We start from the raw sequence: 21839 nt of genomic DNA, 5'->3' as shown, positions 1-21839 counted from the left end.
AATGAAAAAACTGGAGAGGTGGAAGAGCTTCCAACAATCTGAGCTCACCTAGTCCGGCGATCTCGTTCAACAGCTATGAACAACTTCGCGTGTGTGATCTTCACGCGGGTTTCGACATAAAGGTGATATTATTCAAACCTGACGACAGTCCTCATCGGGCTAAGACTGCATGACAGAAGCCGTGAGAATCCGCTGGGTCGAGCGGCGGCATCGCTTAGCAGTCCTCAACAGGAATGCCACCGGCAGCGATAATCGCCTCGGCGGTATCGACATCGGTTAGCGCCGCGGTTCCTATCTCGACCTCAATGACCTGCAGCCCCGATGTTCTGATCAGGTCACGGGCACCGATATCGCCCCTCAAGCGCAGAACGCTGTCGTTAAGGGACCGTGGCAAGATTACCGGGTTGCCTCGCATACCCTCAGAAGCGGCGCAAACGATTGCGGCGCCGTCCGCGACTTGGAACGCGTCAATCAGCTGATTCAGATTGTCTGTAGAAATGCCTGGCATATCGGCAAGCAACATCAGAACACCATCGGCGCCGTCGGCTACAGCAGCGGCAAATCCGGCCGCCAGTGAACTCGACATGCCCGCTCGGTAGTCTGGATTGACGATAATATGCAGGGGCAGGCCGGTGAGAACGTCCCGGATATCGTCTTGCCGATGGCCGACGACGACGACGATGGAAACGGCGCTACTGGCCTTGGCGACCAAAGCCGAGCGACGCACGAGCGGCATTCCGTCAAACATGGCCAACAGCTTGTGCCCGCCATTCGAGCCCATGCGCGTTGCCAAGCCAGCCGCCAGCACGACGATTGATACATTCGGCTTTGCTCCCATCTCTTTCCCGATCCCACCAGTGCTGCAGCGTCCTCCGTCGACGAGCTCCAGGTTACGAGGTCGCGAACGTGCAGCAGCTTAGCGTCCAGGCAAGCTACTTTCCATCTGCGTCATCGTCGGAGGGTGAGCCTCTCCATAGGCGCTACGCAGGCATCGTCTGGCGGCTGCTCGTGCGAAGCGCTTTGATGACCTGAGCAAGGATCGCTACGGCGATCTCAGCTGGATTGGATGCGCCGATGTCGAGCCCGATCGGCGCGTGGATCGTCGAAAGCGCATCGGCACCGAAGCCGTATGCGGCAAGGCGGCCTGTCCGCGCTGCGTGGGTCTTTCGGCTGCCGAGCGCGCCGATATAGAAGCAGCCGGTGCGCAATGCCTCGGCCAAGGGAAAATCATCGATCTTGGGATCGTGGGTGAGTGCGACTAAGGCGGTATAGCGGTCGAGTGGATCCGCCATCAACGCATCGACGGGCCAATCGGTGCACATCTGCGCATCGGGAAAGCGATCATGCGTCGCAAAGGCTGTGCGCGGATCGATGATGCGCACATCGAAGCCGGCCAACCTTGCCATCGGCGTCAGATACTGGCTGATATGGACGGCGCCGATGACGGCGATGCGCGGGGCAGGTATGTAGACATTGAGGAAGCCGCTGGCATCTATCGTGTCGAAAGCCATCGAGCGGCCAGACCGAAAGGCGCCTTCGACGAGCGCGGCAAATGGCAGCTCGACCGGATCCCCTTCCAGGAAGACATGCTCTTCTCCCCGAAAATCTGTCAGCAGCACGACGGCGAGACGCTTCCGGCGCGCGGCGTTCAGACGCTGCAGGCTGTCGCGGAGCATCAGCCGAGCCTCTCGACAAAGACACGGATGCGCCCGCCGCACGACAGCCCGGCGCGCCAGGCGGTCTCGTCCGCAACGCCGAATTCCAGCATCTGCGCCTTGCCGGCGGCAATTACCTCGGCAGCGGCGGTAACCACCGCACCCTCGACGCAGCCACCGGAAACCGAACCCTCGAAGTTGCCATCACCATCGACCACCAGATGACTGCCAACCGGACGCGGCGCCGAACCCCACGTCTCGATCACCGTCGCAATCGCAACAGCACGGCCCGTTTCCATCCAGTGCTCGGCCGTCAGCAGCGGGTCGGTCAGGTTCGTCTGGATGGTCATTCCTGCGGGCCTCAATCTAGTGTTGGTTTAGTTCTGAAAAGACTTCGGCAATATCCGCCTCTTTGACGCTGTCTCCTACATACCAGCTCAAAGTGTCGTAGAAGCCGAGAAAGGAGCCCTTTGTCTTGGCAAGAAGGGCCATGGCTTCGGCAGCGGAGATCGAAAGCCTGCTGACGAAGAAACCAACGAGAGCGGCCTCGGCGTTCGGGTGGGCAAAGACAAGCGCTGTCGGAGAATTGGCCGAAATCGTCGGCAGCGCCGGAGCCTCTGACCTGCATGGCAAGGTGATCGACAAGCGGATGTCTCTGGAGGATGCAGCCGCTTCGATTACAAAAGCCTCGGCATCGAGAACCCAAGCCGAACGCGACGTGTCGAAATACTGGAAATCGCGCTGCGCCAGATCAAGCGTTACCCTCTTCGCTTCTCCTGGCGCCAGATGAAGCTTGGTGAAAGACTTGAGCTCACGGACGGGTCGTTTGAGACCCGGCTTAATCGGCCGGACATAGAGTTGCACGATTTCCTTGCCGGCAACCGTACCTGTGTTGCGAATGGTAAGGGCGGCGGTGCAGCCGGCGCCGGGCGTGATCTCGTGCGTATCGAGCCTGAGATCCTCATAGGCGAACGTGGTGTAGCTGAGCCCATGTCCGAACGGAAAGGCTGGCGTCATCGCCTTCAGATCGTAGAACCGGTAACCGACGAAAATGCCCTCGCTATAGACATGCCGGCCATGCTCGCCCGGATAGGTGTGCCAGCCCGGAATATCCTGCATGCGAACCGGCATGCTGGCGGAGAGCTTGCCGCACGGGTTCTGCTCGCCAAACAGGATGCGGGCCAGTGCTTCGCCACCGCCCTGCCCGGCATAGAAACTGGCCAGGACGGCGTCGACATCCCCGATCCACGGCATCTCGACCGTGTCTGGCATCGAGAGCACGACGACGAGCTTGCGACCTGTCGCCGACAACGCCGTGATGAGTGCATCGTGGCTGGCGGCGAGCTTCAGTGTGTCGCGGTCGTTGCCCTCGCCGTGACGGCTCTTCTCGTTTTCCGCAAACATGACAACTACATCGGCACGCTCCGCGGCTTCGACGATCGCCTCGATCGACGCCGTCACGTCGGGCTGCGCGACCGGCGAGAAGGGCAGATGCCGGACCTTCAGGCTGTCTCCTGCCCGCGCGGCAATCTGAACGAACGGACTGTCGACGCGATAGGGATTGGTGGTGGCCGAGCCGGAGCCTTGGATAACAGGAGTGACGGCGCCGTCGCCGACAATGAGAAGCTCACCCGGCCCGCCGGGATCGAGCGGCAGCGCCTGGCCCTCATTGCGCAGCAGCACGATCGATTCCGCCGCGATGTCGCGCGCCAGCACATGATGCGCCTCGAAATCCGCCGGCGTGCCGCGCCGCTCGCTCGACTTGCATTTGCGCACGAACGCCAGAACATTGGCGCAAGCCGCATCGATCACCTCGGGCGCCACGTCGCCGGCGTTGATCGCCGCATGGAGACGCGCTTTGCGGGGCTTGCTTTCCGGCATGTCGAGTTCGGTGCCGGCATCGAGTGCAGCGCCACGATCCTTGATCGCGTGCCAGTCTGACAGGACAAGCCCGTCATAGCCCCATTCACCGCGCAGCACGGTTCGCAACAGCCAATGATGTTCGGCGGCCTGGATGCCGTTCAGCGGATTATAAGCGCTCATCACGGTCCACGGCGCGCTCTTTTCGATGGCCCGCTCGAAGCCTGCCAAGTATATTTCGCGCAGGGCGCGTTCATCGACATCGGAACTGGTCGTGGTTCGCTCGATTTCGGAATTATTGCAGGCGAAATGCTTGAGCGAGGCGCCGACGCCGTTATCCTGCAATCCGCAGATGACGGCCGCCGCCATGTCGCCGCTGATAACAGGATCCTCGGAATAATATTCGTAAGCCCGCCCGGCCAGCGGCGTGCGCCTTATGTTGATGCCGGGGCCCAAAAGCAGATGAACCCCGAAATCCTGGCACTCGGCCGCCAGTGCAGCGCCCATGCGATAGGCAAGATCAATATCCCAGGAACAGCCGAGCAGATTGCCGTTGGGAAAGCACGTGGCTGGACGGGTGGCCCCGAACATGCCGCCCGATCCGTCGCCCTGTTGCCCGACGAGATCGAGGAACGCCCGCAGACTGTCTTCGTCGTTATCGCCGGCGTCGATCTGGGTGGTCGAGTAGCGCACCCCATAGGCCCCATCGGTCATGACGATCGAAGGAACACCGAGCCTGCTGATCGATGCCGTCTTCCACAGGCCACGCCCGCTCAGGAGATCGACCTTTTCGGCCACCGTTATCTGATCGACAAGCGCTCGAATTTCGGCGTCGCTCGGCTGGAACATGAGTGGTCTCCGGTACTGCGGATCAGGCGTGTGTCAACAGATCTTCTGGAGGAGTTCCATCAGCATCATCCGCTCGGCAAGCGTCAGCGTGCTCAGCGTTTCCTGCGAGATCTGCAGCGCGACCGACAGGTTGCGGGCGACTGTCACCTCGCCTTCCGGCGTCAGCGTCAGCACCAGCCGGCGCGCGTCGGTCGAGTCGGGGGCGGTGTGAACGAGGCCACGCTTCACCAGTCGATCGACGACGCCCTTGATCGTCGCCATATCCATGGCGGTCTCGCGGCCGAGATTGCCCTGCGAACAGGGCTGCAGGTCCTTCAGCCTGACGAGCGCCGCCCATTGGGTGGTGGTCAGCTTCTCCGCCATCAGGCTCGCAAAGATCGCCACGTGCCGCTGGTTGGCCTGGCGCAGATAGAAGCCGATCTGCTCGCCAAGCGCATACTGTGCCTGCTGGCCGGACCCTTCGGTCGCTGCGGTCTTTTGTCGGCCGCCTTTGTCTTTGAACGGAACGTCCATAGGATCTCTCAAATCTGCCTGTTCGTCGTGGTGACTGGCAATGGCGCTGCCGAATTTACTCTCGCCATAATTTCAGAATGGCTTCTGTCGTTAGAATTTCAATCTGCTCCGAAAGCCTTGGCGCCAGGATCTCGATGACCATGGCGTGCGCCTTCAAGTCGCCGCTTGCCAGTGCGTCCTCGGCGAGGATGACCCGGTAACCGGCGTCGACCGCATCAAGAACGCTGGCGTAGACGCAGACGTCGGTCTCGACGCCCGAGAAAATCAGCGTGTCCGTTGCCGATCCTTGCAAGCGCGCAGTAAACCCGGGCGAGCCAAAGACCGAGTAGGTCTTTTTGTCGACGATGGAGCCTGGAGCGGCGATCGCCGAAAGCGGCGCCACCAGATCCAGCATGGCGACATCGAGTTCATCCAGCGTCACCGATGACCACCGACGATAGTAGGTCTTCCAGCGACCCGTGGCATCTTCGGCACTTTGGGGCACCATGAAGCGAGCAAAGACAGTCTCAGCGGGCCGCGCTTTGCTGAGCGCCACCACATTGGGAAGGATGCCTTCGATCGCTGGCGTATACCACGCCGTTTGCTCGGCGAAGAGCCGCTGCATGTCGATGACGACATGCAGCGCATTCCTGGAGAGTGGCGCGGGTGCCATCATCAGTCGGCCACCGGGACGGTGTGTTCCGCGGCCCAGGTCAGGGTGATGGTGTCGCCATCGCTCAGGACCTTGCCATCGCGGTTCTGTGCAAACAGCTTCAGCGGCAGACCGTCTGCCGTCTCCAGCAGATAGGACAGCACGGGACCTGCGTAGATGACGGTGGTGATGCGCGCCGTCAGGCTGTTGCCATCCGTCGGACCCGATGCGATCGACATCTTCTCCGGGCGCACCGCGAGCGTGACGTTCGAGCCGCTTGATGGCAACGTGCCGGTGGTCTGAACTACCGTCCCATCGGCGAGACGCACAGCGCCGTTCTCCACGGTGCCGGTGAGGAAGTTGGAATCGCCGAGGAATTCGGCGGCAAAGCGCGTCAGCGGTCTCTCATAGACGGTTTCCGGCTCGCCGATCTGGACGATGCGGCCCTTGTCGAGGATCGCTACCTTATCGGACAGCGTCAGCGCCTCTTCCTGGTCGTGGGTGACGAAGATCGTCGTCAGGCCGCTTTCGCGCTGGATGCGCAGCAGTTCGACCTGCATTTCCTGGCGCAGGCGCCGATCGAGCGCCGACAGCGGCTCGTCGAGGAGCAGCACGCTCGGCTTGATGACCATGGCGCGGGCCAGCGCAACGCGCTGCTGCTGGCCCCCGGACAGCTGCTTGGGCATGCGATCGGCAAAGCCAGGCAGATGCACCATTTCCAGCGCGCGGTCGACTTCCTTGCGGGCGGCGGCGCCCTTGATGCCCCGGCGTTCGAGACCGAAGGCGACGTTCTGGGCAATCGTCATATGCGGGAACAGCGCGTAAGACTGGAACATCATGCCGATGTTACGGCCCCAGACAGGAATGTCGGTGACATCATTGTTGCCGATCGTGACGACGCCCTGGTCGGGCTTGATAAAGCCCGCGATGATGCGCAGCAGCGTGGTCTTGCCGGAGCCGGATGGGCCGAGAAGGCTGGTGAAAGAGCCTTCGGGGAACTCGGTGGTGATATCGGACAGGACCGGTGTGGTGCCGTAGGTCTTGGCGACGGAATTGACTTTAACGTTTGTCACTTGTGTCTCCGGGCTTGGCGAAGCGCGCAAAAATCAGGATGATCGTCATCGAGCCGAGCAGAAGCACGGTGGAGATCGCGTTGATTTCAGGGGTGAAGCCCTTGCGGATCGAGGAGTAGATCTGCACCGGCAGGGTGGTGTACCCGGGCGTTGCGAGGAAGTAGGAAATCACGAACTGGTCGAGCGACACTGCGAAGGCGAAGAGCGCGGCGCCAAGGATGCTCGGATAAAGCAGCGGTAGCGTCACCGAGAAGAAGGCGTGAACCGGTGTCGAACCAAGGCTCATCGCGGCTTCTTCAAGGTCGGCGCGGATTGTCTTGAAGCCCGTGCCGACGACCAGAACAACGTAGGGGATGGCGAGTGCCACATGGCCGATCAACAGGGCATGCATGCCGCGCCCGATACCGGTCCAATAAAAGAAGATCAGCATGGCCGTGCCGGTGATCAGCCAGGGAATGGCAATCGGCGGCAGTAGCATCAGTTGCAGGAGACTTCTGCCGCGAAAGGTCCGGCGCGACAGCGCAACGGACGCCATGGTACCCAAAGCCGTCGCCAGAACCGCGGTGATACTCGCGATCACCAGGCTGTTCAGACCCGCCGTCAGAAGGATGCTGTTGTCCCAGAGCGCGTCGTACCATTGCAGCGAGAAATGGAATGGCAGTTCGTAAAGTGGCGAAGCGTTGAACCCCATCGCCATCATCACGAGAATGGGCGTGTAGAGGAAGATGAGGATGGCGATGAGATAGATTGGACCGAGCGTTTTCATGATCCCTTCCTCAAGCGACCGTTCCGCGGCGCAGGACACCGGAAAAGGTTGCGAAAATTGCGAGCACGACAGCCAGCAGCGTAAAGGACAACGATGCGCCCAAAGGCCAGTTGAAGGCCTGGGTGAACTGATCCTCGATCACCGTTCCCATGGTCACGCCGACACGACCGCCCAGAATGCGCGGTTCCATGAATGAACCGATGACCGGAATGAAGATCAAAACGGCGCCGGAGATCAGTCCGGGAGCCGCAAGCGGCATCAAAATCTTGAACAGGATGGTCCACCAGCGCGCGCCGAGGCTTGAAGCAGCCTCAATGATCGCGTCGTCGATGGCCACCAGAGCTATGTAGCAGGTCAGGATCATGTACGGCAGGTAGCCGTGAACAAGACCAACCACCACGGCATAGCGCGTGTAGAGAAAGCCGATGGAACCCGCGTCCGGAGCAATCATGTGCAGCAGACTGTCGAGAAAGCCGTTTTCGCGCAGCACCATGGTCCACGAAAAGACGCGCACAAGACCGTTGGTCCAGAATGGCAGGAGAATGAGGATCAACAACATCTCTCGCGTCTTGCCGAAGGTCGAGCGGACCAGCGCCACGGCCGCCAGGAAACCAAGCACCGCGCAGAACAGCGTCGTCCAGAAGCCGATCAGCAGCGACGTGATACCGATCCCGACCAGATAGGGTTGATCGATGAACGCGCGGTACTGCTTCAGCGTAAAGACGATCGGGGCCTTGCCCATCGGTGTCGCCGACATGAAGCTGAACACGAACATGGTCAGCAGCGGCAGAAAGACGGCAAGTGTCAGCCACCCATAGGTCGGCAGCAGCAGCGCCGTCGTCGAAACCCATGGCGGGAGTGGGCGCCGGCTGCGCGGACCCGAAGGTCCGCGCTCTGACGCTGATATCAGACGATCATTCTGCATAGAAGGCTTTCACTTCCTGCCAGATATTGTTGAAGGCTTCGCGCCGGTCGTCGGGAATGCCCGAGACAAAGGACGTGGTCTTCAAATATTCGGTCTTGTGTACCAGGCGGGTGAGATCGTCGGAAGGAAGTGCTGAAAGGGCTGCCGAATTTGAAGAAGCGGGGGCTCCAATCTTGGTTGCCCATTCGACATAGAATATCGGATCGATCATCCAGTTGACGAAGGCAAGAGCACCTTCTGGATTCGGAGCCGATGCCGGAACACCCAGACCATCGACCCAACCGACGCCGCCTTCCTTAGGCACTACGAACTGAACCGGAAGTTTAGAAACGCGCTTGGATCGCACCGAGCCGCCCGACCAGAACAGCGACAGGTCGAATTCCTTGGCGGCGAACGACTTGTTCCACTGATCTTCCGTCGACCACAGCAACTTGACGTTCGGCTTGATCGATTTCAGCGCGGCCGTAACAGCAGCCAGATCTTTGGGATCGTTGATGTCCTGCCCGCTCATCAGCGCGCCAACGCCGACATTGATGATGGCGTCGTCGTCCATGGCAACACGACCCTTATAGGCCGGGTCGGCGAGGACCGCGTAACTGTCGGGAACGGTCATGCCTTCACGGATGGCAAGCGAGGTCATGCCCCAGACCCACGGAACGGCATAACCCTTGCCATCCTTGCTGAAGTTCGGGTTGGCGCGCAGGGTCTCGTCGACTGTTGACGCGTTTGGAACCTTGCTGAAATCGATCGGCTGCAGCAGGTCTTCGGCAACCGCCTGGGCGCAACGCGCAGCGTTGAGGATAACAAGATCGTAGGCGCCCGGATTCGTGCGCATCTTGGTCAGCATTTCCGATTCCGAGCTGTAGTAGTCATGGACGACTGTGATGCCCGTCTTTTCGGTGAAAGCCTTCAGCGACCAGGCTTCGTCGGTGCCGTAGCCCTGCCAGTTGAGGACCGTGATGGATCCGGCCGAAAAGGCTTTGCGCGGCAAGGTGGAGATGCTGACGCCAGCGATCAGTGCTGCGGACATCAACTTCATTGTGTTGCGTCTGGTGAGTTCAGTCATTGTGGCACCCCTCTTGAAGATACACAGTTATGGACCATCATGACCCGCGGTCATCGACCTCAACGGATCGGCTAGCTTGAAAACAAACAACGTGCCAAAGCGCGCTTAATCATTTGTATGCATACTAAAAGCAGATGAGCATTGTCCGTGGAGCACTGACGTCTCGGCGAAATGAAGCGCGCGCTGCGACGCAGCGGCACACCACTTCTGTAAGAATAGTACATCACTTCACTGAGCGGCCGGCATGAATCCACGGATCTCCTGCAAGCTGTTCGTTCAACCCTCTGACTTTAGCATCAGTCTTTTATTTTATATGTACACAAACTATCTGTGAGGAATCGAGACCTGTCAAGCACTGCCTTGCTTTAGTGAGCGCTTGACGATGAAAAATAGACGTCGAGCCGGCGATCCTCCGCGTGTTCAGCAATCATGACGCGTATTCCGTCGCCGCCCGACACATAGTTGATGTCCTGCCCGTTGATACGGGCGGCAAGAACATCGCCCAATGCCAAGCCTGGCAACTCGATGAAACCTGCCTCGGAGACCGGAGCAATCGTGCAGGCTACCCGCCCGTTGGCGAAGACGATGCGCGACAGCGTAGTGTGCAGATCTGTCTTCAGTGCTGCGCGCCCGTTCAATGTCATCACCAGGGTTCCGGACTTGACGACCAGCTCGAGCGTTCCCGACGGCGAGACCATAGGTCCGAGCACCACATCCCGGCCGGCATGGCGCATCGTCCATCCGGTCCACGGATCGAAGTCAACAATCTCACTGGCAGCCATCAGCGGTAGCATGGCGGCCCAGATGTAGAATGGATCGGTATCACCTTGGTCCATCGCCTCGCCGGTGACGGCATTGTAGTTTTCGGAGGCGATACGATCCTCGCGCCAATTCTTCATGAACAGGTCGTAGCTCTGGCTTGCCAGCTTGCTCGCCGCCGCCACGAAGCCGTAGCGCCGCAGGCCGAGCCAGACCATATAGTTGACGTTCGGCCAGATGCGGCCGCGCCAGTAGACGTTGTCGGCGAAGGCCGGATCGTCTCGCGTTGCGTTCGGCAGCACGAAATCACCGCCGAAGGTCGTCTCGTCGCTCAGATGCTCGAGCAGACGCTCCGCCTGCGCCGGCGTCGCGGCGCCGCACAGCAGCGGGTAGAAGCTGGTCGGCGACAGCGAGCGCACGAAACCGCCGCGCCGCTGGCGATTGGCGAAGATGCCGCGGCTCTCGTCCCAGAGCGTCTGCGAGATCAGCGTCCGGTGACGCTCGGCCAGAGCGGCGAATTCGCGGGCATCGTCATGCTTGCCGAGCACGGCGGCCATTTTCGAAAGCATCTCGGCATCGAGAGCGGCCGCGCAGTTAAGGCCGAGATCGAAGGTCGACAGCGTCCGGGTGACGGGATCGTAGATCGCCTCGTCATGGGTCGCGGAATTGTCCATGCCGGTCTCGTTGCGCGCGGCAAAGGCCGTCCCCTTGTAGAGGCCCTCGCCCACATCGGAGGTGCCGCAGGAAAAAAGGCCGGTACCATCAGGATCGCGGTTGTCTTGCCACCAGCGCCGATTGCGCACCAGCGCCTCGTAACTTGCCTGGATCATCGATCGCTCGCCGGTCCGCTGGTAGAGTTGCCAGACGACCAGTGCGCCGAACGGCAGCTGGGTGCGATCGACCCAGGCATCGTTGGAGGTGACGATGCAGGCGATATTGCCCTGTGGGGTTGCGCCGGCCATCGCGGTCGCCATGTTCTCGCGCGCCAGATCGGCGTCGAACACGCCCGCAAGAAGGGCGGCGAAAATCTGGTCGTTGAACCAGACGGCGAATTTCCCGAGGTTCCAGATCCGGGTGACCGCCGTGTAGGAACGCGCGTTGGTTTCGTCCCAGATGGTGTTCCAGGCGACGACGTCACGCATCGCGTCGAGCGCGCCCTCGAACATGCCGGTCTGCGCATCGGCAATCGCAGCTGGCGCACCGGCGGCAAGGCATGTCTGCGCCTTGGCGATCGCCAATTCGGCACTGTCGGCGACGCCTGCGGCATAGGTGCCCTGGCGCATCATCTCGAGATTGAAACGCAGGGCAATCAACGGCGCTTCGCTCCTGCGGGTGGCGGTATAGAAATAGCCGTTTTCCTCGAAGTCGGCCCGCAGCGCCTCGATCGTCTCATGGCCGGTGACGTGCACCGGCGCCTCGGCGGTCGCGACCGCCACGAAGCGCGTTCCGACCTTCAGCAGCGTGATGTTGCGGCCCGCGTCATGGACCACCACCTCGCCGCCATCTGAGGAGATTGCCAGCGTCAGCCAGAATCGCAGTCCCCACTCGGCCGATACCTTGCCGTTCCAGCTGCCGCGGATGGCGAAGGGGTCTGTCTTCGTCGTAGAAAAAGCGACTGTCGTGCCGCTGAGCTCGGTCTCCAGCTCGATCAGCGAGCCGTCGATGGTGTGACGGCCGAGGCGAACCATATCGCGTCGCGGCTCGATCGCGGAGGTCGTCTTGCTGCGGGTCGAATAGAGAACCGGTGTGATCCGCACGCCGAGCGGCAGGAAGACCATTTCGGCCGGCCGGTTGGACCAGCTGTTCCAAGCACGCATCAGGGGTATCGTTGAATGTTGTAGCATGGGTAACTTCCGGTCAGTTTGCCAGCTGGATGAGCTTCGGTGCGGCGGACAAGCCGCTCTTGTCGGCGGTGTCACCGAGATAAGGCGTGTTGATGTAGTAGCGATTTGCGGCCGTGTTGGCGACGCGCAGTTCCAGCGAATGGACGCCTGGAAGCAGCCGCCCCAGAGCAAAGCGGTAGGGGCGCCAGCCTCTTCGATCGATCTGACGGCCATCGAGCAGCGCCGCGACCACCGTGTGGACCTCCGGCAATTCGAGGACCCACTCGGCCTCATCGCCGATTTCGAGCGCCAGCCGATAAATGCCGGTACCGGAGAAACCGGCAAAACCCTGCGTTTCCCACCCTGCAACCACCGAGATCGGCACGAATCCCGCGTCAGGGCCCGGCGCGAAGCTCCAGCCGTCGACAAGCGATATGGCACGAGCCGCGGCAAGGAGCGGCTGGTGCTCGAGATGGCCTTGCACGGTGGTCTTCTGCGTCGTCTCGCCCAGTCGAATGCATTGCACCTCCTGGGGCGCGAGCGCGACTGTGAGATGGCTGAAGGCGGTTGCCTCTCCCACGTCTCTCGTCGTCGCGGACCAAACCTCGCACGCGAAACCGTCGCCGAAGGAAATCTCACTGATGAGGTGCGATGCGCCATCGTTGAACAGCACGACCCGCCACCAACCAGCGTCCTCATACCCCACCCATTGCCAGGGTCTGCCCGCGGAATGACAGGCAAGATCTGGACCCGATGACCGAAGCGACTGCAACAGAGCGGTGATGTCGCCTTTGCCGGGCATTCCTTCGAGATGGATCGACGTGCCGACGGCACGCCCCGCTGCGCCATCGCAGACGGTGGAGAGCCGCTCGCCTGAAGACCAGACAGCACCACCCGCCGCCTTGAAGACGGCGAGCGTGTGTAAGGTCTTCGTCGTCTCGAGCACGGTGACGGACGGCAGAACGACAGCATCGAAAACAAGGCCGGACGCGCGCAGGCGGCCGTTCTTGATCGTAGCGGTCGCCAAATCGGCCTCGCTGACGAACATGAAGTCGCAGCCTTCTGCTAAGAGCCCTTCGCACCAGGCGCCGATATGGGTTGCATGGCTGTGGCGCGGCCCTTCTGCGAAGCCTGTATGAAGAGGATAAAGGATCGCAACCGGCGTGCGGGGCGTGGCCCCTTCGATGAAGGCGGAAATCCGTGCCGTCTCCTCGGCAAACAGATCGTGGTAGCTCCACCACGGTTCGAAATTGATGCCCGGCCCGAAATCGAAACGTGGATTGGAAAACGGCGTCGGATCGTTGTCGCGCCCGTCCGTCTGGTAGACGCCGTGCCAGAGGAATTGCCGGGTCCCGAGGCAGTGAAGCCTGATGGCCTGCGCCCGCATCGTCTCCAGGGTTAGTTCCCATTGCCCGGCGGCACGCACGGGCGTTCGCTCGGCGCTGGCGTATGTTTCGACGACGCATCGGCTGCGACCATTCGAACGGGCAACGGAGTCGCCGAGCTTCGGCGCCAGCTGCGCCACGAAATTGTTGGAATCAACGGCCGTCTCGTGCCGGTAGGCATCGATGCCGAAGAAATCCACGGCAAGCGCTACCCTGGGGTCGATGCTGGTAAAACCGCCGTTCAGCGACCAGGAACTGACATGCGGCAGGATCTCGTGCCCGGTGAGGACGATCCTCCTGCCCTCGGCCCATCGGCGCAACGTGCCGGAGAAGGCCTCGTTCATCAGGGCCGAGTAGGCGGCGTAGAATTGGGCGCGCAGGCGCAGGGTTTCAGGCCCGACGTCACGCACCAGCGCCAGCAGGGCCCTGGCGAAGGTCTCTCCCGTGCCGCGCGACACGGCGTCCGGCAGGGTCGGCGCATAGAGCAGGCTGTTGCCGAGGTCACCGGAGATCTGGCTCCACTTGTAGAAACCCGCCGCCGGCTGGTCGTAGAACACGAAGCCGACGGGGTCTGGCACGAGATCACCAAGCACCTCGACCAACGGGTCGAGCCCGACCTCGGTGAATCGTTCCGCTGCCTCTGGCAGGAGATAATTGATCAACCGTGAGGTCGTCGACCGGGCGCTGACGAACACCGTGAGCACCTGCCCCCCATCGGGCACGCCGTCAAACAGGTAGGTGCACGACGTTCGGTCGCTTTCGACGACGGATGTCCGCGCCGTGACGTCGACCACCTGATCGAGGCTGTCGATGCCGACCGAAGGATGCAGCAGCGCAGCCTCGACGGTCCATTCGCACCACTCGACGACGCTGCCCTCATACTGCCACGCGACGATATCGGGGCCCATCGTCCGGGTGAACGGCGGATGGATGCCGCTGATCTCGCCCCGCGCGTCTCCCGAGGACGACCAGAACAGGTGGCGCTCGCGCAGGTCGTCGCGGTCCGCGACCGTCCGGCCGCCGGCGTGACCGCTGATCCAGTTGTAATCGTCGTAGATACCGAGCTTCAGCCCCAGTTTGCCGGCAATCCCAGCCGCAACACGATAGGCGTCCAGAAAGGCCGGCGACAGGTAGTCATCGCGCGACATTGCGAGACGGGCCTGGATCAGGATCGTGCCGATCCCCTTCTGTTTGAAATCGGCGAGCTGCGCGTGGCAAACGTCCTCTGTCGGGATCGAATGCCAGAACCAGTAGGCCGACGGACGAAACGCGGCTGTCGGGTTCTCGAACAAGTCGCGGCGGCCGATATCCTGCCCGGTTCGGATCTGCTCCAACTCGTCTCTCCCTAGTGGCTTGCTGCCGTCACGCGTTGCGTGGCTTTGGTCGTTTCCGTCCAGGCCGGCTTGTCGGGGGCGAAGCGCGCTCTCAGATAATCGGCGAGATCCTTGATCTGGCCGTCGTTCAGCGTCTGGCGGAAAGCCGGCATCGACATCACCTCCGGGGCTTGGCGGCCGGTCGTCTGCGCAAGGATTGCCGGCGCCTCGACACCGTTCAGGATTGCCTGGATGAGATTGTCAGGGGTCGCCGCATGAAGGTTGCTGTTGAGCGCCAGCGGCGACAGGATTGTGTTTCCAGAATGGCACGTGGCGCAGGCGCCATTAAACAGCCGCTCGCCCTTCGGCGAAATGCGCGCGGCGGAAGCCTTGGCCGCTTCACTCGCGGCAATAGCCGCCTGGCTTTGCGCCTTGCTCTCGGCCGGGGCCTCGTTGAGGCTTGCGAGATATGTGGCCATGGCGCGGATATCGCTATCCGGAAGCGGCTGCATGACTTCGACGACATGCGCCATCGGGCCGGCGGCACTGCCGTGATCGCGCGAATGTCCGGTGCGCAGATAGTCATAGAAGGCGTCTGCCGTCCAGCCGACCGGGCCATTGGCGAACGCATTCAGGGCCGGCGCCTCCCAGCCATCGGCAAAGCCGCCGGAAAGCCGGGCGCTGCCGCTCTTTTCCGCGCCGAGCACATTGCGCTCGGTGTGGCAGGCCGAACAGTGGCCCAAGGTCTCGACGAGATAGGCGCCCCTGTTCCACTGCGCATCGCGGGTCTCAACATATTTGAACGGCTGCGCCTTCAGGAACAGCGCGTTCCAGCCCGCCATCATCGCGCGGATGCTGTAGGGGAATTTGAGCTTCGTCTCAGGCGCCTTTTCGGCGAACGGCGCCTGCGTCATCATGTAGGCGTAGAGCGCCTGAAGATCGGCATCCTCGGCGCCGGCGAACGAGGTGTAGGGGTGCGCGGGATAGAGGTGATGGCCGTCGCGGCTGATGCCCTCGCGCATGGCACGTTCGAAGGCCGGGTAGGACCAGGCGCCGATGCCGCTTTGGACATCGGGCGTGATGTTGGTGGCATAAACTGCGCCGAATGGCGTGTCGAAGCGCCGGCCACCGGCAAAGGGTGTTCCGTCGTTTCCGACATGGCAGACATTGCAGGCGCCGGCCGCCGCCGCCAGCCGGCCGCGCTCGATGGTGGCGGCGCTGTAGACATTGGCGTCCGGCTGCTGGATGGTGCCGATCGCCGGGCGCCATGGCGATGCCATGGTCACGATACCGGACAGAGCGGCGACGGCACCGATCGCCGACAGGCCGACGTTCCACCACCTCCGCTTTTTCGCGACCGGGGTGGCCGGCCTTTCGTCCGTCTTGCCGTTCAGCGCGGCAAGGACCAGTTCCGGCGTCAGCGGCAGTTCGCGGAAACGAATGCCGGTGGCATCGTAGACGGCATTGGCGATGGCCGAGGCGCTGGGAACGGAGGCGGACTCTCCGACGCCGAGCGGCGGCTCGTCCTGGCGCGGCACCATCAGCACGTCGATATCAGGTACCTCGGGGAAGGTAATCAGCGGATAGCCGCCCCATTCCTTCGACTGCACCGCGGTCGAGGTAAATTCGACCTTTTCCTTCAGCACCCGGCTGGTAGACTGAATGATGTTGCCGTGGATCTGGTGGCGCACTCCGTCGGGATTGATCATCATTCCCGAGTCCTGCGCGCATGTCACCTTGGTAACCGCGATCTCGCCGGTCTTCTTGTTGACGGCGACATCGGCAACCCATGCCGCCCAGGCGGCGGCCTTGCCCGGAAACGGTCCGTGGACGTAGACGGCATAGGCAAATCCACGGCCGTAGAGCAGATCGCCTTCGCCGCTGAGCGTGCCCCACGTCGTATGCGCCACCCACTTCGCCCGTTCGGCCAGCGCGTGAACCAGGTCGACGGCGCGTGGGTCGTGGAGATAACGGAGCCGGTACTCGACCGGATCGACGCCGGCGGCGGCGGCCAGCTCGTCGACGTAGCATTCGTGGGCGAATGTATTCGGCATCGCCGACACGCCACGGAACCAGGAGGCGCGTGCGATCGGCGGCATGTCGTGCACGGTTACGCGCAGGTTGCCGTAGGCATAGGGTGGGATGGCGGTACGATCGCCCATCTGCACGACGTCGGAAACTGGCGGCAGCTTGCCGGTGAGGATCAGGGGAAGGGTTGGCGCCAGATTGGAGGGATAGCGCGTTTCGAAATCATAGGCGGACGGACCGCCCTCCAGGTCGAGACCGCCGCGCACATCCATGATCTGGGCGGCGCCCTTCGGCTCCCAGGCATGTTCCTGCTCGCGCGTCAGCTGGACCCGGACGGGTGCCTTGACGGCCCGCGACAGCAGCGCCGCGTCGGCTGTTACGTCATCGGCGCAGTTGCGGCCGTAACAGCCGGCCGCCTCCAGCCGCTCGACCCTGATCTGCTCTTCCGGCATGTCGAGCAGCAGCGCCAGATCGCGGCGCATGGGATAAGGGTTCTGGGTTCCCGACCAGACGGTCAGCCCGGCGTCATTGTAATCGGCCACCGCGCAGGACGGGCCGATCGAACCGTGCATCTGGTAAGGCCAGACATAGGTGCGGTTCATCGGCTGGGCGCTGCCGGCCAATGCCATGTCGACATTGCCGCGATCGGCAAGCTTGCGTGGCGTCGACGGATTGGCACGCAGCGCCTTCTCCGGCATATTCAGATCCGGCCACTCGGGCGGCGCGCGCCACACGACCTTCAGGCTCCCGGACGCCTCGATGGCGATTTCCTCGCGGGTCGCAACGACACCGACGAAATCACCGATGGCGACGACGCCGACCAGCCCGTCGATATGCGCGACCGAGGTCTCGTCGATCGAGATCAAGCTGTTTCCGACATGCTCGCCGTGATCGAATCCGGCATAGGGCGGGCGAATAACGCGGCCGTGCAGCATGCCAGGCACGCGCACATCGTGGACATAGGTCCAGCGCCCGGTTGCCTTCTCGGGAATATCGACGCGCGGGCGCGACGAGCCAACCAGTTTATAGTCCGACGCCGGCTTCAGCGCCGCATTGCTGTCGATCGACAGCCTGACATGGCTGCCGACGACAACATCGCCGAAGTTCAGCTGCCAGTTCTCGCCGCCGTCGGCACGGATAATGCCGTCCTCCAGCCGCAGCCGCTCAATCGGCACGCCGACCTTCTCGGCGGCCTTGACGAGAAGATGGCGGCGGGCGGTCGCGGCGGCCTGGCGCAGCGGCACTGCGGTGATCTGGATGGTTTCGCTTGCGATGGTCGCCCCCTGATTGGGCGCGGCGGTCGTCGTGCCGAGAACCATGTCCACCTGTTCGAACGGCACGCTGAGCTCTTCGGCGACGATTTGCGCCAGCGAGGTGCGGATGCCTGTCCCGAGATCGACGTGGCCGTTGAACGCTGTCACCCGGCTATCGGCCCCTACGGCGATATAAAGCTCGGCGGCGTCGCCCATCGACGCGTCATTGACAATGAGAAGCGTGCTCGCGGCTGCCATGTAGGCGGACTTGGGTGCTTCGCGGTGGTTCATCGCGAAACCTCCGTCATGTCGTTGGTCATCGAGTCGACTGGCCGGCCGGCTTTGGTGAGGGTTACGGCGCGCCGCACAGCGGCCAGTATCTCAACATGCGTTCCGCACCGGCAGAGATGGTGCCGCAGAGCATCGCGAATATCGCTCTCTTCGGGATCCGTATTTCGCTGAAGCAGTCCAACCGTGGCGATGATCATGCCGTTGAGGCAATACCCGCATTGCGCCGCCGCCTCTTCGATGAAAGCCTGCTGTACCGGGTGCAGAAGCCCATCCACCGCCAGCCCCTCAAGCGTGATCACGCGTCGTTTGCCGATCGCGCCAAGCGGCACCGTACAAGAGCGCACCGGACGGCCGTCAACCAGAACCGCGCAGGCGCCGCATTCGCCCAGGCCACAGCCATATTTCGGTCCATTCAGGCACAGGTCGTTACGCAAGATGTAAAGAAGCGGTGTTTCCGGTTTCGCGCTAACGCGCCAAAGAGCGTCGTTGACATTCAGTGAAACGGAAACGGGAGGCTTCACGGGAATTCCTCCAGCATCGCGCAAATAGCCAGGCCTTTTGCTACTGGACGGATCGCTATACGGCGGGCGCCTTGGCGGCGCGTGCGCATCATAACGATGCGACTGTCACCGACATTACGCATCTACTGCCCCTCATTTTTATATAAATAGCGTATACGCTTCATATGGGCCGCTGGCAAGTCGAATTTCGTTGTTGCAAACGTCGAAAAACGCGTTACGCTGGGGTATTCAACTAAACCAGCCCGCCACGAATGCTTGTCTCGCTCTTGCATTTTAAAGCGTATACGCTATAAGTAAGCCAATTCGCCTATCGCCAGAGCGATACGTTGAAAAACGGAAAAAAGGGGTCGCCATGTCCACCGGAAATGAAAAGATCGCGATCATCGGTGCCGGCCTCGGCGGCGCGGCAGCAGGCGCGCTGCTCCAGCATGCCGGCTTCAACGTCCAGATCTTTGAACAGGCCCCGAGCTTTTCCCGCCTCGGCGCCGGCATCCACATGGGACCGAATGTCCTGAAGATCTTCCAGCGCATCGGCATGGACCAGAAGCTGATCGATATCAGCAGCACGCCGGCCTATTGGTTCAGCCGGGATGGCCTGACGGGAGACTATCTCTCCCGCATTCCGCTCGAAGGTTATGGCGCGACCTATTGTACCGTCCATCGCGGCGATCTCTCTGCCTTGCAGATGGACACCATGACTCCCGGCACCGTCCAGTTCAACAAGCGATTGACCCGCCTCGAAGACAATGGCTCGGATGTCTACCTCGAATTCCAGGACGGCACCTCGGCGCGCGCCACGATCGTGATCGGTGCCGACGGCATCAATTCGCGCGTCCGCGAGACATTGCTGGGCGCCGAAAAGCCGCACTATAGCGGCTGGGTCGGTCATCGCGCGATGATCTCGGCGGAAAAGCTGAAGAAGTTCGACCTGACCTTCGAGGATTGCGTCAAGTGGTGGGGGCCGGATCGCCACATGATGGTCTATTACACCACCAGCCGCCGCGACGAATATTACTACGTGACCGGCGTCCCGCACCCCGCCTGGGAATTCGACGGCGCTTTCGTGCAGAGCAGCCGCGAAGAAATGTCGGAAGCCTTTGCCGGATACCATCCGGTCATCCAGGCGCTGATCGAAGCCACCGACGACGTCACCAAGTGGCCGCTGTTCAACCGTAACCCGCTACCGCTCTGGAGCCAGGGCCGCATGGTCCTGCTCGGCGATGCCTGCCACCCGATGAAGCCGCATATGGCTCAGGGTGCCGCCATGGCGATTGAGGATGCGGCCATGCTGGCGCGATGCCTGGAGGAAACCGGATCGCAGGATTACGCGACCGCCTTCCGCCTCTATGAGGCCAGCCGACGCGATCGCGCGACGCAGGTTCAGACCGTGTCCAACGCCAATACGTTCCTGCAGACGCAGGAAGATCCTTCATGGGTCTACGGCTACGACGTCTATGCCGAGCCCATCCTCGACAAGAGCGTCGCATGAGCGCGGCCCTTCTCTACGGCGCGAATGTCTCTGCCAACGGCATTCGCCAGCATTACCTCCGCTATGGCGGCAAGGGTCGGCCGGTCATCCTCATTCCCGGCATCACCAGCCCGGCGATCACCTGGGGCTTCGTTGCCGAACGTCTTGCCGACCGCCATGACGTCTACGTTCTCGATGTCCGGGGACGCGGCCTGTCCTCGACCGGTCCGGATCTCGACTACAGTCTCGATTCCATGGCCGCCGACGTCATCGGCTTTGCCCAGGCACTCGGTGTTGGCGCTCCTGCGCTGCTTGGCCATTCGATGGGTGCGCGCATCGCCATGCGGGCGGCAAATACCGGCGGCGAGTTCTCCCGCCTCGCCCTTATCGATCCCCCCGTCTCCGCGCCGGGCCGCCGGCCTTATCCGAGCAAGCTGCCCTGGTATGTCGATAGCATTCGCCTCGCGCTGGCAGGCATCGATGCCGAGGGCATGAAGGCGTTTTGCCCGACATGGACGGAAAGCCAGCTGCAGTTGCGCGCTGAATGGCTGCACACCTGTTTCGAGCCTGCCATCGTCACCGCCTTCGAGGACTTCCACAAGGACGACATCTTCCCGGATTTCGCCACGCTGAAGCAGCCGTCGATGCTGATGGTCGCGGGACGTGGCGGCGTGATTGCGCCGGAAGATGAAGCGGAAATCCGTGGGCTCAATCCCGCTATCGAGATCAGCCGCGTCCCGAATGCCGGCCACATGATCCCTTGGGACGATCTCGACGGCTTCTTCGAGGCGCTTGGAGATTTCCTCTCCCGATAAACGCCAATGGCGGGTCTTTGGCCCGCCATTTTTATTGCCGCAGCGAGAGCGCCCAATGTGCGCCCGCTCACTCATCAAAGGAGCCGTCCGTGCAGAAACCCTATCGTATCGGCCAGATCGTGCCGAGTTCCAACACAACGATGGAGACGGAAATTCCGGCGATGCTGATGGCTCGCCAGTTGATCCGCCCGGAGCGCTTCACCTTCCATTCCAGCCGCATGCGCATGAAGAAGGTGGTCAAGGAAGAACTGGCCGCCATGGACGCCGAATCCGATCGGTGCGCCATCGAACTGTCCGATGCCCGCGTCGACGTGCTGGGATATGCCTGCCTCGTCGCCATCATGGCGATGGGCCTCGGCTACCATCGCCAGTCGGAAAAGCGCCTGACCGGCCGCACGCAGGAAAACGACACGAACATCCCGGTCGTCACCAGCGCCGGCGCGCTGATCGAGGGCCTGAAGGTGATGAAGGCGAAGAAGATCGCCGTCGTCGCGCCCTATATGAAGCCGCTGACCGAACTCGTCGTGAACTATATTCGCGAGGAAGGCTTCGAAGTGATGGATTGGCGGGCGCTTGAAATTCCCGACAATCTGGATGTTGCCCGCCACGATCCGGAAAACCTGCCGGCCATCGTCCAGACGCTCGATCTTTCTGATGTCGATGTCATCGTGCTTTCGGCCTGCGTGCAGATGCCGTCGCTGCCCGTCATCGCCAAGGTCGAGGCCATGACCGGCAAACCTGTGCTCACCGCTGCCGTGGCAACCACCTATTGCATGCTGAAATCACTAGGACTGGAAGCCGTCGTGCCGGGTGCCGGTGCCCTTCTGTCCGGCGCTTATTGAACC

The 21839-nt window shown here is 62.0% G+C and carries 17 protein-coding genes; 3 read left to right on the top strand and 14 right to left on the bottom strand.

Annotated features, from left to right (window positions below; translation table 11 throughout):
• Positions 1 to 214 precede the first annotated feature (214 nt).
• From AC244Q_RS31800 to AC244Q_RS31735, 14 genes are all read right to left on the bottom strand, one after another.
• Entirely contained in the window at positions 215 to 838 is a 624-nt protein-coding gene (locus tag AC244Q_RS31800) for a nucleotidyltransferase family protein (protein ID WP_113548367.1), read from the bottom strand.
• A gap of 142 nt (positions 839 to 980) precedes the next feature.
• The gene (locus AC244Q_RS31795) at positions 981 to 1676 is read right to left on the bottom strand and encodes an XdhC family protein (RefSeq protein WP_128405810.1); all 696 of its coding nucleotides are present in this window, start codon (positions 1674 to 1676) and stop codon (positions 981 to 983) included.
• Positions 1676 to 2005 carry an XdhC family protein gene (locus tag AC244Q_RS31790; protein ID WP_012759937.1) on the bottom strand — a complete coding sequence of 110 codons (330 nt, stop codon included), beginning with the start codon at positions 2003 to 2005 and terminating at the stop codon, positions 1676 to 1678. The genes AC244Q_RS31795 and AC244Q_RS31790 overlap by 1 nt, the downstream gene beginning before the upstream one ends.
• Before the next feature lie 16 nt (positions 2006 to 2021).
• Complete coding sequence (locus tag AC244Q_RS31785) at positions 2022 to 4364, bottom strand: beta-glucosidase family protein (protein ID WP_128405811.1); 2343 nt, start codon at positions 4362 to 4364, stop codon at positions 2022 to 2024.
• Positions 4365 to 4397: 33 nt separating this feature from the next.
• Positions 4398 to 4877: a MarR family winged helix-turn-helix transcriptional regulator gene (locus AC244Q_RS31780; RefSeq protein WP_017997022.1), complete on the bottom strand. Its 480-nt coding sequence runs from the start codon at positions 4875 to 4877 to the stop codon at positions 4398 to 4400.
• Positions 4878 to 4932: 55 nt separating this feature from the next.
• The gene (locus AC244Q_RS31775; protein WP_113548371.1) at positions 4933 to 5532 is read right to left on the bottom strand and encodes a cysteine hydrolase family protein; all 600 of its coding nucleotides are present in this window, start codon (positions 5530 to 5532) and stop codon (positions 4933 to 4935) included.
• Positions 5532 to 6581, bottom strand: coding sequence for an ABC transporter ATP-binding protein (locus AC244Q_RS31770; RefSeq protein WP_029874445.1), 1050 nt, complete (start codon positions 6579 to 6581; stop codon positions 5532 to 5534). Before AC244Q_RS31770 ends, AC244Q_RS31775 begins: the two co-directional genes overlap by 1 nt.
• Positions 6568 to 7347, bottom strand: a complete 780-nt coding sequence (locus tag AC244Q_RS31765; protein WP_003554934.1) for an ABC transporter permease — start codon at positions 7345 to 7347, stop codon at positions 6568 to 6570. The genes AC244Q_RS31770 and AC244Q_RS31765 overlap by 14 nt, the downstream gene beginning before the upstream one ends.
• A 10-nt stretch (positions 7348 to 7357) precedes the next feature.
• A complete protein-coding gene (locus AC244Q_RS31760; RefSeq protein ID WP_029874446.1) occupies positions 7358 to 8272 on the bottom strand; it encodes an ABC transporter permease in 915 nt (304 codons plus the stop codon).
• Complete coding sequence (locus AC244Q_RS31755; protein WP_128405812.1) at positions 8262 to 9338, bottom strand: ABC transporter substrate-binding protein; 1077 nt, start codon at positions 9336 to 9338, stop codon at positions 8262 to 8264. Before AC244Q_RS31755 ends, AC244Q_RS31760 begins: the two co-directional genes overlap by 11 nt.
• A gap of 365 nt (positions 9339 to 9703) precedes the next feature.
• The gene (locus tag AC244Q_RS31750; RefSeq protein ID WP_128405813.1) at positions 9704 to 11941 is read right to left on the bottom strand and encodes an MGH1-like glycoside hydrolase domain-containing protein; all 2238 of its coding nucleotides are present in this window, start codon (positions 11939 to 11941) and stop codon (positions 9704 to 9706) included.
• A 13-nt stretch (positions 11942 to 11954) separates the two neighbouring features.
• Entirely contained in the window at positions 11955 to 14639 is a 2685-nt protein-coding gene (locus tag AC244Q_RS31745) for a carbohydrate-binding protein (RefSeq protein ID WP_128405814.1), read from the bottom strand.
• An 11-nt stretch (positions 14640 to 14650) separates the two neighbouring features.
• Positions 14651 to 18190 carry a molybdopterin cofactor-binding domain-containing protein gene (locus tag AC244Q_RS31740; protein WP_128405815.1) on the bottom strand — a complete coding sequence of 1180 codons (3540 nt, stop codon included), beginning with the start codon at positions 18188 to 18190 and terminating at the stop codon, positions 14651 to 14653.
• Positions 18187 to 18711, bottom strand: coding sequence for a (2Fe-2S)-binding protein (locus AC244Q_RS31735; protein WP_128405820.1), 525 nt, complete (start codon positions 18709 to 18711; stop codon positions 18187 to 18189). Before AC244Q_RS31735 ends, AC244Q_RS31740 begins: the two co-directional genes overlap by 4 nt.
• Positions 18712 to 19063: 352 nt before the next feature.
• Between AC244Q_RS31735 and AC244Q_RS31730 the strand changes: the two genes are divergently transcribed.
• The 3 genes from AC244Q_RS31730 (at position 19064) to AC244Q_RS31720 (ending at position 21836) form a co-directional block, all read left to right on the top strand.
• The gene (locus AC244Q_RS31730) at positions 19064 to 20200 is read left to right on the top strand and encodes an FAD-dependent monooxygenase (RefSeq protein ID WP_017997013.1); all 1137 of its coding nucleotides are present in this window, start codon (positions 19064 to 19066) and stop codon (positions 20198 to 20200) included.
• Entirely contained in the window at positions 20197 to 20994 is a 798-nt protein-coding gene (locus AC244Q_RS31725) for an alpha/beta fold hydrolase (RefSeq protein WP_128405816.1), read from the top strand. The genes AC244Q_RS31730 and AC244Q_RS31725 overlap by 4 nt, the downstream gene beginning before the upstream one ends.
• 89 nt (positions 20995 to 21083) lie before the next feature.
• Positions 21084 to 21836: a maleate cis-trans isomerase family protein gene (locus AC244Q_RS31720; protein ID WP_003554953.1), complete on the top strand. Its 753-nt coding sequence runs from the start codon at positions 21084 to 21086 to the stop codon at positions 21834 to 21836.
• The last annotated feature ends 3 nt before the right edge of the window (positions 21837 to 21839 follow it).

The sequence above is a fragment of the Rhizobium sp. CB2179 genome (assembly GCF_057653455.1).
This window is presented reverse-complemented; position numbering and strand designations above follow the sequence as displayed.

Coding starts and splice junctions, on each gene's coding strand:
- AC244Q_RS31800 (WP_113548367.1), bottom strand. CDS start 838: ATGGGAGCAAAGCCGAATGTATCAATCGTCGTGCTGGCGGCTGGCTTG.
- AC244Q_RS31795 (WP_128405810.1), bottom strand. CDS start 1,676: ATGCTCCGCGACAGCCTGCAGCGTCTGAACGCCGCGCGCCGGAAGCGT.
- AC244Q_RS31790 (WP_012759937.1), bottom strand. CDS start 2,005: ATGACCATCCAGACGAACCTGACCGACCCGCTGCTGACGGCCGAGCAC.
- AC244Q_RS31785 (WP_128405811.1), bottom strand. CDS start 4,364: ATGTTCCAGCCGAGCGACGCCGAAATTCGAGCGCTTGTCGATCAGATA.
- AC244Q_RS31780 (WP_017997022.1), bottom strand. CDS start 4,877: ATGGACGTTCCGTTCAAAGACAAAGGCGGCCGACAAAAGACCGCAGCG.
- AC244Q_RS31775 (WP_113548371.1), bottom strand. CDS start 5,532: ATGATGGCACCCGCGCCACTCTCCAGGAATGCGCTGCATGTCGTCATC.
- AC244Q_RS31765 (WP_003554934.1), bottom strand. CDS start 7,347: ATGAAAACGCTCGGTCCAATCTATCTCATCGCCATCCTCATCTTCCTC.
- AC244Q_RS31760 (WP_029874446.1), bottom strand. CDS start 8,272: ATGCAGAATGATCGTCTGATATCAGCGTCAGAGCGCGGACCTTCGGGT.
- AC244Q_RS31755 (WP_128405812.1), bottom strand. CDS start 9,338: ATGACTGAACTCACCAGACGCAACACAATGAAGTTGATGTCCGCAGCA.
- AC244Q_RS31750 (WP_128405813.1), bottom strand. CDS start 11,941: ATGCTACAACATTCAACGATACCCCTGATGCGTGCTTGGAACAGCTGG.
- AC244Q_RS31740 (WP_128405815.1), bottom strand. CDS start 18,190: ATGAACCACCGCGAAGCACCCAAGTCCGCCTACATGGCAGCCGCGAGC.
- AC244Q_RS31730 (WP_017997013.1), top strand. CDS start 19,064: ATGTCCACCGGAAATGAAAAGATCGCGATCATCGGTGCCGGCCTCGGC.
- AC244Q_RS31725 (WP_128405816.1), top strand. CDS start 20,197: ATGAGCGCGGCCCTTCTCTACGGCGCGAATGTCTCTGCCAACGGCATT.